Below are 12,820 nucleotides of genomic sequence, written 5' to 3'. Positions count from 1 at the left end.
GCTGCCCATCATGGATCTTTCTCCCAACCTGCCCGTCCGCCTGCTGATCGTCGACGACGATCCCCAGATTCGCACCATGCTGGCCGAATACCTGGCCACGTTCGGCATGGAAGCCGACGGTGCGGAAGGCGGCGCGGCGATGCGCGCGGCACTGGGAAAGCAGGAATACGACCTCGTGATCCTGGACCTGTCCCTGCCCGGTGAGAACGGCCTGACGCTGTGCCGCGAGATTCGCGAGAGCAGCAACCTGCCCGTGATCATGCTGACTGCGCGCGCGGAACTGGCCGACCGCGTGGTCGGGCTGGAGGTAGGCGCGGACGACTACGTGACCAAGCCGTTCGAGATGCGCGAGCTCGTGGCGCGTATCCATACCGTGCTGCGCCGCAGCCGTAGTGAAGTGCGACGCCCGGCATCGACGTCGGCCGGCCACGAAACACGTTTCGGTTGCTGGCGCCTGAATACCACGCTGCGCCAACTGGTCGATGCCGAGGAGACCGTGGTGCCGCTGTCCAACGCGGAGTTCCGGCTGTTGCTGACCTTCATTGAAAACCCGAACCGCGTGCTCGATCGGGAAATGCTGATCAACAACGCGCGCGGCCGCGACCTCGATGTATTCGACCGCAGCATCGACCTGCTGGTGTCACGCCTGCGGCAGAAACTGCGCGACGATCCGCGTGACTCGGCACTGATCCGCACCGTGCGTGGTGAAGGCTACGTCTTCACCGGCAACGTGGAGCACTGAACGCATGGCTGCTGCGACCCCGCCGTCAGCCGACGGCGCTTCGGTAGTCAGGCCCGAGCCGCCGGGCGACAACGTTGCGGGCCGGCGCCGGTTCAATTCGATGTTCATGCGGTTGTTCTTCGTAATGACCGCCATCATGCTGGCCGTGCATGTGCTGGGCGTGACCGTGATCGAGAGCGTGTTCCCGCGCCCCGGTTCCGAGCGCTACATGGAACGCATGCGCCGTGCCGCGTCGGAGGCCGAAGCGGCTGGCCAGCTCGCGCCCGACCGGCCACCGCATCCGCTGGAAGGCATTTTTGCACCCGATCGACCGCCAGGTCCGCCACCGGGCATGCGCGGGGGCGAACCGTTCGACTTCGACGGGCCGCCGTTGCGACCCGACGCGTTTCGCGAGCGCGGTCCCGGCGATCGTCCACCGGGACCGCCGCCGGGTTTCCATATCCGCGGCATCTGGCCACCGCATCTGGGCCTGCTGTTCCAGCTCGCGGCCATCCTGATTGCGTCGTGGGCCGGCGCACGCCTGCTGGCGCGGCCAGTGCAGCAACTGGCCAGTGGCGCGAACCGCCTTGCGCAGGATGTTCATGCGCCGCCGCTCGACGAGGACAACGGTCCCGCCGAAGCGCGTGAGGCCACGCGCGCGCTGAACCTGATGCAGCAACGCATCCGCACGCAGCTCGCGCAGCAATCGCGTTTCCTGGCAGCGGTGTCGCATGACCTGCGCACGCCGCTGACGCGCATGAGCCTGCGTATCGAGCGTATCGAGGACAACAACGTTCGGTATCGGCTGCGCCAGGACCTGGCCGAGATGAATGGCCTGATCGATGCGACGCTTTACTACCTGCGTGAACGCGACGATGCCACCGGCCCGCGCCAGCGCGTGGACGTGCTGGCACTGCTGCAGGCAGTTGTCGACGATGCGCAGGAGATCGGGCAGGACGTGCGCTTGTCCGGCGAAGCGGCACCGCTGCTGGCGTACCCCACGGAATTGCGTCGTGCGGTGGTCAACCTGGTGGAGAACGCGCACCGCTATGGCGGTGCGGCGCACATCATCCTGGCCGACAGCCCCGAGCGTGTCACGATCGATGTCTGCGATAACGGTCCGGGTATTCCACCCGCCGAGTTGCAACGCGTGCTCGAACCGTTCTATCGCGTGGAGTCGTCACGCAGCCGCGCCACTGGCGGCGTGGGCATGGGTCTGTCGATTGCGGCCGATATCGTGGCGCGTCATGGCGGAGAACTGAAGCTGACGAACCGGCTCGAAGGTGGGCTGCGCGTCAGCATCACGCTGCCGCGCGCATAGCCGGAAAATCAGGCGCGCTGCGGCAGGCCGCTCTTGCCGATCGGTGCCAGTTGCACGTACTGGGACCCGCGCAAGCCACGCGTGAAATCGAGCGTGAAATCGCCCACGTCGATACGCGCCTGCAGCGCGCGGCGCAACTCGAGCGTCCCCGGACCCTTAACGCCGGCGGCAGAGCGCACCAGCCACGCTGCGCCGATATAGCCGGCGAGCGTGGCAGGCGAGGGCGGTTCATCGAGATACTGCTTCATGCGCGCCACATGTTCCTTTACCACCCGCAAGGTCGATTCCTGCGGACCGGGCGCGATCTGCGTCACCACCATGCCGCCGGCATAGTTGCTACCGAGGATTTCGCGCGCCGACGACGGGCTGACCGCGGACAATCCCACCAGGAACCCGTACCAGTTCTGTGCCGCCAGTGCACGTCCAAGGCTGCCGTAGGCCAGCGTGTCGCCGGCCACCACGACCGCACCGGGACGCGCCGAGGCAATGCGTCGCGCGCTGTCGTCGAAGTTTCCGCCCAGCGTCACTGCACGCGTCGACATATCCTTTTCCAGTCGTGCCAGCCATGGCGTGCCGGCGCCGAGCGTACCCGCCGCGAAGTCGGGCGACACGGCCAGCGCAATGCTGCTCAGGCCGTAGCTGTGCAACTGGCGCACGGCGGCGTCGAGTTCGGACTGATAGTCGGCGCGCGTGAACCAGATGTTCTCAGCCGACATGGACAGCCCCGACAGCGGTGCCACGATCTGCACGCCGCGCCGGGTCAGTTCGGACGAACTCGCCAGCGCGGGCAACAGGTTGTCACCTGGCCCGAACAGCACCTCGGCACGTTCGTTGTCGGCCAATGCCACCGCTTGTGCCACGGCGCCACGCAGGTTCGCATCGGCATCGCGCACCACATGCACGATGCGCAAACCGCTATTGATGGCCGGGGATGCATTGAAGGCATCGAACATGACCTTGGCACCTGCCAGATAGTCGCGCGCCTGATCAGACTGCGGGCCCGTGCGATCGACCAGATGCCCGACCACCAATTGCCGGCGTGACGCTTGTGCGGCCGGTTGTGCCAACGCTGCGGCTGGCACCGCCGCAGCACAGGAAAACGCACCGAGCCATTGCAGGGTGCGACGGCGGCCTGCCGATGTTGGCAGGCATGACAGGTTCGACTGCGGCAAGGCTGGGCGCATGGCAGCGGGAGGGAGTCGGGTGAAAGAAGGGAACGTGCTGTGCAGCGACAACGGGCAGGAGTGCCGGAGCCGCGAGAGCCGGGGCCGAGACTATCGGCCCTTTATGACGCTCGCGTGACTTTCATGAGGCCAAGGGCCCCCCGTTCGCGGGGCTGGCCGGCGTAGGCGCGTCGTGGTTTTGATGCGCGTCAAGGTTGAGGGATTGGGGGAGGCATAGCATCGGTGGCTATCCACGCCCACAAAACGAGCTTCCTCATGTCCGCCCCCACATTGCATCCCGCCGACACGGCGTTCGACCGGCACGCGCTTGCCGACTTCCGCAGCCTGGCCGGCCGCATCGATGGCAACGGCCCGCGATACACCTCCTATCCGACCGCAGACCGTTTTCACGCGGAAGTGGACGACGCCGGTTACCTGGAGGCGCTCGACCTGTGCCGCGCCAGGTCACCGGCGCCGCTGTCGCTCTATCTCCATATCCCGTTCTGCGAAAACATCTGCTACTACTGTGGCTGCAACAAGATCATCACCAAGGATCACAGCCGCAGCGCGCGCTACGTGGACTACCTGGCGCGTGAAATGGCGATGGTGGCTGGACGCCTTGGCGAGCGCCGCGCCGTCATGCAATCGCATTGGGGCGGCGGTACGCCAACCTTCCTCGATCCCGATGAAATGCGTTGCGTGATGGCAGCGTTACACCAGCACTTTGAATTGCTGCCCGAAGGTGAGCACTCCATCGAGATCGATCCGCGCCGCGTGACCGACGAACGCATGGCGCTGCTGGCCGAACTTGGCTTCAACCGTATCAGCCTGGGCGTGCAGGACTTCGACCCCGAGGTGCAGCAAGCCATCCACCGCGTGCAGTCGTATGAGGAGACCCGCAGTGTTGTGCTGGCGGCACGACGGCTGGGCTTCCAGTCGATCAGCATGGACCTGATCTACGGTTTGCCCCACCAGACCACGACCCGCTTTGCCGCAACCATCGACCGCGTGCTGGAACTGCGCCCGGACCGGCTGTCGGTCTACAGCTACGCGCACCTGCCACATGTGTTCAAGCCGCAACGCCGCATCGATGCAGCCGCGCTGCCTGCGGCCGGAGAAAAGCTCGACATCCTGGTTTCGACGATCGAGCGGCTGACATCGGCCGGCTACGTCTATATCGGCATGGACCACTTTGCCTTGCCTGACGACGACCTGGCCATTGCGCAGCGCGAAGGCCGGCTGCAACGCAACTTCCAGGGCTACGCCACGCATGCCGGCTATGACCAATTGGGGCTTGGCGTGTCCGCGATCGGTGCGGTAGCGGGGCACTATGTGCAGAATGCGCGCACCACCGACGAGTACTACGCGGCGCTCGATGCCAAGCGCCTGCCGATCGTGCGCGGCTTCCAGATGTCTGAAGAAGACCATCTGCGCCGAGCGATCATCGGCGCGCTGATGTGCAACGGCACGCTCGACATCGCCGCCGTGGAAGCGGAACACGGCATCGACTTTGCAGACACCTTCGCCGCGGAAATTGCAGATCTCGACAGATTGGCTGCCGACCACCTGGTACGCCGCACCCCGGCGCGCATCGAGATCACGGCGCTGGGACGCCTGCTGGTACGCCGCGTGGCAATGGTCTTCGACCGCTATCTACGCGACGACGCAAAGGTTATCCCCCTGGTCCGCTACTCGCGCGTCGTTTAATACTGCTGCAAACCAGTCCCCTCTCCCGCGCGCGGGAGAGGGTTAGGGAGAGGGCCAGCACTTCCTAAACGACAACGCCAGCGTCCACTCCAAAACGCAAAAAAGCCCGCGACCAACTCGCGGGCTTCTTCGTTTGGTAGCTGTCGAATTACTTCGCAGCGTTAGCCATATAGTCCGACGCGGCAATCACATCGGCATCGGGACCGGCGTAGCCACCCTTCGGCGGCATCACACCCTTGCCCTTGAGCGCATAGTTGTGCACGACATCCATGCCTTCCTTGAGGCGCGGTGCCCAGGCAGCCTTGTCGCCGAACTTGGGCGCACCGGCAACGCCAGCGGCGTGGCAGGCGGCGCAAACCTGTTCATAGACTTTCTTGCCGGTATCGGCCGACGCGGCGGCCGGTGCTGCGGCAGCAGCTGCCGGAGCCGGAGCAGCCGCGGCGACAGGCGCCGGTGCGGGCGCAGCAGCAGGTGCGGCAGCCACGGTCGCGGCCGGTGCCGGAGCGGCGGCCTGGGCCGGAGCACCCTGGGCCGGTGCTGCCGGTTCCGGGAATTTGGCGCCGCCGGCATCGGCCATGTAGACCACCGCACGACCGAGCTCATAGTCGCTCAGGTCATCCGGCGACGTACCGGCACGCGCGGGCATTGCGCCCTTGCCGGCCAGCACGGCCTTCAGCAGGCCATCGAAGCCCTGGCCAATCCGGGCCGACCAGTCGCCGGCCACACCGTACTTCGGCGCACCCGCCGCGCCCGTGGCGTGACAGGCCGCGCAGACTTCCTTGTACACCTGCTCGCCGGTCTTGAAGACGCGCGGTGCGTTGGGGTCCTTGATCTCGAGGGATGCGACCGGTGCGATGCGGGTATTCACCGCTTCCACGGACTGGGTCGAACCAGCGCCTTCGCGGGTGCCGTGTCCGACAAAATTGACCAGCAGGATGATGACGATGATCGGTATCAGGAAAGCGGCGATCACAACAGCGATCAACTGCTTCGGGGTCTTGATTGGCGACTCGTGGTGGTCGTTTTCTTGGTGGACGTCACTCATACAGAACTCTCGATTTTGCGGGAAACCTGGTGCACAGCACGTTGGGGGCGGCTTGCTTGTCTGGCCCTGTCTTCGGGGATGAATCTGTCGGTCTTTGCATCCGGGGCTGTCTCCGACCCCGTTACGTCTCTAGTAGGACGCAAATAGCTGCCGATTATAGACCCAAGACTTCGCCACCGGGGACCAAAAGCGGCGACTCAGAGACCTCCGCCAGCCAATCGTGGCGTGCCCCGGCGCATCCCGCATGGACGCGCCTCCGCAAGTCGGGTATCCTATGCGACTTTCCGACGACGGCACTCGCCCGTTGTCACGCAAGTCCACATCGCGCCCGTAGCTCAATGGATAGAGTACTGCCCTCCGAAGGCAGGGGTTGCTGGTTCGATCCCAGCCGGGCGCGCCAAGGTTTTCTCCCTTAGCGTTCAAAAACCGCTGTGTTGCCCCTGCAAAGCAGGCCGGCCGCCGCAACAGCCCTACCGCCCCATCCGCCGCTGATAACTCTGTGTAATCCGGTCGACCAGCCCTGGATCGCGGGAATCGGTCGCACTGAACTGCACCCGCACGCTGCCGTCGGGCTGTTGGGCGACCGTGGCCGTGACGGGTGTGCTGCCGTAATTGCCGGCGACGGTGCCGGTTGCCTGGTTCTGTACCGTGATGGCCACGCCCTGGTCGCGCAACGCATCGGCCGCCGCGAAGAACGAGCGGTCATAGCTGGTCGGGCCCGCGGCTGGCGGAGGAGGGTAGCCGTAGTAGGTGCAGCCGGCCAGCACCAGGCCAATGCCCAGCATCAGGTTTGCAAGCAGTCGCTTCATGGCGCGTCCTTCTTCTATGTGACGCCGGGCTTCTGTTCTAGCAGGTTCGCGTTGCCCTCGCCAATGCCCCCGGACCAAGGCTGCGTGCCAGATACCGAGTTGACCCCTCAAGCATCCGTACCCTGATCCCGTTAAGCGGTTAGTGCGTGCCGGCGCCGTGTGTGCCGGGCACGAATCTGAACGCAGAAGGAAGGAAACATGTTGCTTGACCGTGCCCACCCCGCCGAAATTGGTACGCCGGGGACTCCGCTGACATCCAGACAGGCCGCGCTAGGCGGAATCGCCCGCTGGGCCGACATGGCGATGTTGCTGACCCTGCTGTGCTCGGCAGCGGCTGCCGTGGCCATTGGCGTCCACTACTACGCGCTGACACTGGCGCTGATCGTGGTCGCGGTGCTCGTGGCGGCGGGTGCCGCAGTCTTTGCCGTAGCACGCGGCACGCGCCTCAGTGGCTTGGTACTGACCACGGCCAATGTGGGCATGGTCGTGCTGCATATCCAGTTGTCGCATGGCACCACCGAATTCCACTTTGGCGTGTTTGTGTTGCTGGGCCTGCTGCTGGTCTATCGCGACTGGCGCCCGCTGGTGTTCGCGGCGGCCCTGTTCGCGGTCCACCATATCCTGTTCGATCGCCTGCAGGCATTCAACTTTCCGTTCTACTGCACCTCGTCGGCCGATTTCGCGCGCGTCGTGCTGCATGCGGTGTACGTGGTGGTGCAGACCGGCATCGAAATTGTCCTGGCGCTGCAACTGAGGAGAGCTGCCGTGGAGGGGGCCGAACTGTCGGCGCTCGTTGCCCAGGTGGATAGTGGCGAGCGGATCTGCCTGGATGTGGAGGACGTCGCGGTGAGCGTGCCCACCGCAGCGGCCTTGAAGGCGGCCATCGCGCGGATGGCCACGGCCATGTCCGAGGTGCGCACTGCGGCCCTGGCCGTGGAGGATGCGGCATCGGAAATCGCCAGTGGCAGCATCGACCTCAGCGAGCGAACCGAGCGACAGGCCTGGGATGTGCAACAGACCGCCACCTCGATGCAGCAGATCCACGCCGCCGTGCAGAGTGCCGCGCAGACCGCTGGCGAAGCCAACGCGCTGGCCGGTGAAACCTCCGATGCGGTCACGCAAGGCGGTGACGCGGTCGGGCGTGTGGTGGAGACGATGGATGGCATCTCGGCGTCTGCGGATCGCATCGCGGAAATCACCGGACTGATCGACAGCATTGCATTGCAGACTCACATCCTGTCGCTCAATGCATCGGTAGAGGCGGCCAGGTCCGGCGAAGCTGGGCGCGGCTTCTCGGTGGTTGCCACCGAGGTACAGCAACTGGCGCACCGCACCTCGACAGCCGCGCGCCAGATTCGTACGTTGATCGGCGAAAGCAGTGCCTGCGTGGAGCAGGGCCGGCAGCAGGTGGCCGCCGCACACGGCGGGATGACGCATATCGTGACCAAGGCACGCCGCGTTAGCGAGCTGATCCGACGGATATCGAGTTCCACCGAACAACAGGCGGCGGGTGTAGGGCAGGTTGGCGAAGCAGTCGCCGAAATCGACAATACAACCCGCCAGAACGCCGCACTGGTCGAGGAGAGTGCGGCAGCGGCCGAGAGTCTGAAGAGCCAGGCTTCGCGTCTCAATGCAGTGGTAGACCGGTTCAATCTCAGCGGAGGCTGGCAACAGGCGGGCGTCAGCCGCTAGACTTCCAGCATGAAACATGCAGATGACTTCCAGCTTCTGGAACTGGCGCACGGCAAGCCGGTAAAGATGTGGACGAACGGCGTGGCCGTCGAGGAGGATGCGCGTCGCCAGTTGCGCAATACCGCGAGCATGCCGTTCGTGTTCCGCCACCTGGCGGTGATGCCGGACGTACACTTGGGCAAGGGCTCGACCATCGGTACCGTGATTCCGACCCAGGGCGCGATCATTCCCGCTGCGGTAGGCGTCGATATTGGCTGCGGCATGATGGCCGCGCGCACCACGCTGACAGCGAAAGACTTGCCGGATTCACTGCACGCGTTGCGCAGCGCCATCGAACGCGCGGTGCCGCATGGTCGCGCACCAGGTCGTCGCGATCCCGGTGCGTGGAGCCATCGCGCACCACATCAGGTGGACGAGATGTGGAAGACCCTGGTGCCGGGCTTCGACAGGATTCGGCAGAAGTACCCGAAGCTGGAGAAGACCAACAACTACGTGCACCTGGGAACCCTCGGCACCGGCAACCACTTTATCGAGGTGTGTCTCGATGAAGCCGATAGCGTCTGGTTCATGCTGCACAGTGGATCGCGCGGCGTGGGTAATGCGATCGGCACGATGTTTATCGAACTGGCGCAGCAGGATATGCGCCAGCACATCGCAAACTTGCCCGATCGCGACCTGGCCTATTTCGAAGAGGGCAGCCGGCATTTCGACGATTACGTTGAAGCAGTCGGCTGGGCCCAGGAGTATGCGCGCCGCAATCGGGAAGTCATGATGGCCGCAGTGATTGCCGCCGCGCGCGACGTGATCGGCAAGCCGTTCGGCGTCGACGAACACGCGGTGAACTGCCACCACAACTATGTACAGAAGGAACGCCACTTCGGTGCGGACATCTTCGTGACGCGCAAAGGAGCGGTGTCCGCGCAGAAAGGACAACTCGGCATCATTCCAGGCTCGATGGGCGCGAAGAGTTTTATCGTACGCGGGCTCGGCAATGAAGAAAGCTTTTGCTCATGCAGCCACGGTGCGGGCCGCGCGATGAGTCGCACCGAGGCCAAGCGCCGCTTCACGATTGCGGACCAGATGAAAGCCACCGCACACGTGGAATGCCGCAAGGACGCAGACGTGATCGACGAAATTCCGATGGCCTACAAGGACATCGACGCGGTAATGGCGGCGCAACGCAGTCTGGTGGAAGTTGTCCACACACTGCGGCAGGTGGTTTGTGTGAAGGGGTAGGGCGGGGCCTGGCAGAGGCCCCAGGCCCTTCGTCGATCGTCTATTCGATTCGACGGCTGACGTATCCAGTCAATGCGCTGGACAGTACCGCGGGCGCCAGGACTGTTTCAAGCCTCGCCTGCTGTGTAGCGTCCAGGAAGTGCCATAGCAATGGTGTCAAAAGATGCCATGCATAAATCATCAGACCGCAACCCAGCATCACGCTGGCGATCCAGAAGATGCCGATCATGGCGCGATTGACGTTGTCGCGAAAGGTCTGATGGCGTGTGTGTTCGCGCTCCCTGCTTTCCTGGTTGATGTCGCGGACATTGGCGAACGCGGCTTGCTCACACTGCTCTATCGCTTGCCCCTCTGCCGTGAACCTTGACGAACAATGGCTCCAGAAATCGGGGCCGCCTAATACATCATCGGTCATGGCATCCCTCAGAGTGCTGAGTGTTGTCCGCTTCGCTGGATCTTGGTGTAGAAATGCGCGAGACAATCGTTTGATATGGTTCCGTTCTTGCCGAGGTAATCGCGTGTTTCTCGCCACGGCGTGCCCGGGTGATGCATCGCGCTAGAGAGGACCACCCCATCAAAGCAGCCATACAGGTCGGTGACCCTGTTCATGATGTCGACCTCTTTTGCATCGAAGTCGACGACCGGTGCACCGGGCACCGCATCGACAAAGCGACTGCCAAACTCGCGTACGGCGCGATACACACTCGGAATCATCGGACCCAATGGCCATGCCTGGATCTCCTCGTCATAGAGCGGCCGCATATACCGCGCAAGCATATGGCCATGCGCGATGTACGTCAGCTTGGTCAGCTGCAATGGCGTGAGCCCCGCACCGGCGTCCTGGCGACGCTTGAGGATGTATTGCGCAACCGCCAGCGCCTTGCCGTCTTCCGTTCTTTCTTCCTTCTTTTTTCTGTTCCACATTTTGACCCCCATTCTTGTTCGTCACGACACGCGTGCACGTGGCACCGAAAAGACCATACTCCGTCACTCCGCAGTGGGCAACGAAACTTGTGTGTCCAAATGCCGCAACTTGATCTTGCCCCGTCATGTCACGCGTACGTCGCCTCATCGCTGCAACCAAACACCTCGCCGTGTATGTCGTAAGCAGGCACATGATTGACGCATTCCTTGCGCGTACGCCGCTCGGCGCCGACTGGCGCGTGCCTTGCATGGTGCTTTCCTTCGGAAGCGAAACTGCCTTCGCAACTGCCACTGCTGATTCAGAACGGAGGTGCCCATCATGCCCACGTTAGCCGCCGACCATATCGACATGCTGCGCAAGTCCGTGCGCGGCAAGGTGCTGCTGCCTGCGGATGCAGGCTACGATGTCGCGCGCACGGTCTGGAATGCCACCGTGGACCGCAAGCCAGCGGTGATCGTGCAATGCACGGGTACGGCCGACGTGATGCAGGCGGTGAACTTCGCGCGTGACCATGGCCTGGTGCTTGCCGTGCGCGGCGGGGGACACAATATTGCTGGCAGCGCCATCTGCAACGACGGTCTGGTGATCGACCTGTCGCAACTGCGTAGTGTGCATATCGATGCGCGCGAACGCGTCGCGTGGGTCAGCCCGGGGGCCACGCTGGGAGACTTCGATCATGAAGCACAGGCGCTGGGTCTGGCCACGCCACTGGGCATCAATTCGACCACCGGTGTCGCGGGGCTCACACTCGGTGGTGGCTTCGGATGGCTCACTCGCCAGTACGGCATGACTGTGGACAATCTGCTTGGTTGCGAGGTGGTGACGGCCGATGGCCAGCGACGCTGGGCAGATACGAAGGAAGAACCCGAGTTGTTCTGGGCCTTGCGCGGCGGCGGCGGAAACTTTGGCGTGGTCACGCTGTTCCAGTTCCGCTTGCATCCGGTCGGCCCGTTGGTCACGGCGGGGCTGCTGGTGTTCCCTGGTGTCGAAGGCAAGTCAGTGCTGCGCCAGTATCGCGCGTTCACCGAAACCGCGATGCCCGATAACCTCAATGTCTGGGTGGTGCTGCGCAAGGCGCCGCCGCTGCCGTTCCTGCCATCGTCCGCGCATGGCACCGATGTGGTGGTGCTGGCCGCGTTCTACACCGGCGACCCGGACACCGCCGACAAGGCGATCGATCCGCTGCGCGCGTTTGGCCAGACCGTCGGCGAGCACGTCGGACAGATGCCATACACCGCCTGGCAACAGGCGTTCGATCCGTTGCTGACCCCGGGTGCACGTAATTACTGGAAGTCGCACAATTTCACGCGACTCGACGATGCGGCCATCGATCTGATGACCGACTACGCGGCGCGCGGCCCGTCGGCCAATGCCGAGATCTTTATTGGCCAGGTCGGTGGCGTGGCGAACCGTGTGGCAGCCGATGCCACCGCGTACAACCATCGCGATGCGCGCTATGTCATGAATGTCCATTCGCGCTGGGACCGTGCCGACGAAGACACGGCCTGCATCGCCTGGGCGCGCGACTTCTTCAACGCCAGCGCACCATATGCCACGGGCGGGGTCTATGTGAACTTCATGACCGAGGATGAATCGGCGCGCGTGGGCGCGGCGTACGGGCCGAATTTCGATCGGCTGGCGCGTGCCAAGCGGACCTACGATCCGCAGAACCTGTTCCGCACCAACCAGAACATCGCACCGGCGCCCTGACCCGCTTGCGGCCACGCTCCGACACACACCTCGGCGCCATGCGTTGCTATGATGCGGCGCATGGCCGACGACCTGTTTATCCCCCACCACGAATACGAGATCACCGCAATCCGCGCCCAGGGCGCGGGCGGGCAGAACATCAACAAGGTGTCCAACGCGGTGCACCTGCGCTATGACGTGCGCACGTCCTCGCTGGCCGCCGATCACAAGGAGCGTTTGCTGGCACTGCATGACCATCGCATTACGCGTGATGGCGTGGTGGTGATCAAGGCGCAGCAGCACCGCAGTCTCGAAATGAACCGTGAGGAAGCGGTCCGGCGCCTGCATGAACTGGTCCGCAGCGTGGCGGTTGCGCCGCGTATCCGGCGCGCCACCCGGCCAACCCGGGCGTCGGGCCTGCGGCGGCTCGATGCCAAGACGCAGCGTGGGCAGATCAAGGCGATGCGCGGGCGGGTGACTGACTGATCGGGGCCGTCAGGTCGAGTCCGCAC

The 12,820-nt window shown here is 64.2% G+C and carries 12 protein-coding genes and 1 tRNA gene; 8 read left to right on the top strand and 5 right to left on the bottom strand.

Annotated elements, in window-relative coordinates; all coding sequences use genetic code 11:
* Window positions 1-10: 10 nt before the first annotated feature.
* Together ACO550_RS17030 and ACO550_RS17025 are read left to right on the top strand one after the other, a co-directional pair.
* Entirely contained in the window at window positions 11-742 is a 732-nt protein-coding gene (locus ACO550_RS17030; protein WP_315593014.1) for a response regulator, read from the top strand.
* 4 nt (window positions 743-746) lie between these two features.
* Window positions 747-2,042, top strand: coding sequence for an ATP-binding protein (locus ACO550_RS17025; protein WP_315593013.1), 1,296 nt, complete (start codon window positions 747-749; stop codon window positions 2,040-2,042).
* Window positions 2,043-2,050: 8 nt separating this feature from the next.
* Here the strand turns inward: ACO550_RS17025 and ACO550_RS17020 are convergent, their stop codons facing one another.
* Entirely contained in the window at window positions 2,051-3,226 is a 1,176-nt protein-coding gene (locus tag ACO550_RS17020) for an ABC transporter substrate-binding protein (RefSeq protein ID WP_315593012.1), read from the bottom strand.
* Window positions 3,227-3,481: 255 nt separating this feature from the next.
* On the opposite strand from ACO550_RS17020, the gene hemN reads away from it, so the two are divergent.
* Complete coding sequence (gene hemN, locus ACO550_RS17015; RefSeq protein WP_315593011.1) at window positions 3,482-4,912, top strand: oxygen-independent coproporphyrinogen III oxidase; 1,431 nt, start codon at window positions 3,482-3,484, stop codon at window positions 4,910-4,912.
* A gap of 148 nt (window positions 4,913-5,060) precedes the next feature.
* On the opposite strand, the gene ACO550_RS17010 is transcribed toward hemN, so the two are convergent.
* Window positions 5,061-5,957, bottom strand: a complete 897-nt coding sequence (locus tag ACO550_RS17010; RefSeq protein WP_315593010.1) for a c-type cytochrome — start codon at window positions 5,955-5,957, stop codon at window positions 5,061-5,063.
* 324 nt (window positions 5,958-6,281) lie between these two features.
* Here ACO550_RS17010 and ACO550_RS17005 point away from each other — a divergent pair.
* Window positions 6,282-6,357: transfer RNA gene (locus ACO550_RS17005), tRNA-Arg, on the top strand.
* A 70-nt stretch (window positions 6,358-6,427) separates the two neighbouring features.
* On the opposite strand, the gene ACO550_RS17000 is transcribed toward ACO550_RS17005, so the two are convergent.
* On the bottom strand, window positions 6,428-6,766 hold the full coding sequence (locus ACO550_RS17000) for a hypothetical protein (protein WP_315593009.1): 339 nt from the start codon (window positions 6,764-6,766) through the stop codon (window positions 6,428-6,430).
* A 198-nt stretch (window positions 6,767-6,964) separates the two neighbouring features.
* Here ACO550_RS17000 and ACO550_RS16995 point away from each other — a divergent pair, with 198 nt between their 5' ends.
* Both ACO550_RS16995 and ACO550_RS16990 read left to right on the top strand, forming a co-directional pair.
* Entirely contained in the window at window positions 6,965-8,458 is a 1,494-nt protein-coding gene (locus ACO550_RS16995) for a methyl-accepting chemotaxis protein (RefSeq protein ID WP_315593008.1), read from the top strand.
* A 9-nt stretch (window positions 8,459-8,467) separates the two neighbouring features.
* Window positions 8,468-9,694 (top strand): RtcB family protein, encoded by a 1,227-nt coding sequence (locus ACO550_RS16990; protein ID WP_315593007.1) that lies wholly within the window; start codon window positions 8,468-8,470, stop codon window positions 9,692-9,694.
* A 40-nt stretch (window positions 9,695-9,734) separates the two neighbouring features.
* On the opposite strand, the gene ACO550_RS16985 is transcribed toward ACO550_RS16990, so the two are convergent.
* Together ACO550_RS16985 and ACO550_RS16980 are read right to left on the bottom strand one after the other, a co-directional pair.
* Window positions 9,735-10,109: a hypothetical protein gene (locus tag ACO550_RS16985; RefSeq protein WP_315593006.1), complete on the bottom strand. Its 375-nt coding sequence runs from the start codon at window positions 10,107-10,109 to the stop codon at window positions 9,735-9,737.
* 8 nt (window positions 10,110-10,117) lie between these two features.
* A complete protein-coding gene (locus ACO550_RS16980) occupies window positions 10,118-10,618 on the bottom strand; it encodes a Panacea domain-containing protein (protein WP_315593005.1) in 501 nt (166 codons plus the stop codon).
* Window positions 10,619-10,937: 319 nt separating this feature from the next.
* Here ACO550_RS16980 and ACO550_RS16975 point away from each other — a divergent pair, with 319 nt between their 5' ends.
* Together ACO550_RS16975 and arfB are read left to right on the top strand one after the other, a co-directional pair.
* A complete protein-coding gene (locus ACO550_RS16975) occupies window positions 10,938-12,329 on the top strand; it encodes an FAD-binding protein (protein WP_315593004.1) in 1,392 nt (463 codons plus the stop codon).
* Window positions 12,330-12,389: 60 nt separating this feature from the next.
* Window positions 12,390-12,794 (top strand): alternative ribosome rescue aminoacyl-tRNA hydrolase ArfB, encoded by a 405-nt coding sequence (arfB, locus tag ACO550_RS16970; protein WP_315593003.1) that lies wholly within the window; start codon window positions 12,390-12,392, stop codon window positions 12,792-12,794.
* Window positions 12,795-12,820: the final 26 nt, after the last annotated feature.

It is taken from the genome of Cupriavidus sp. (genome assembly GCF_057315035.1).
Note: the sequence above shows the minus strand (reverse complement) of the source record. Positions and strands in the feature narration are given on the sequence as shown.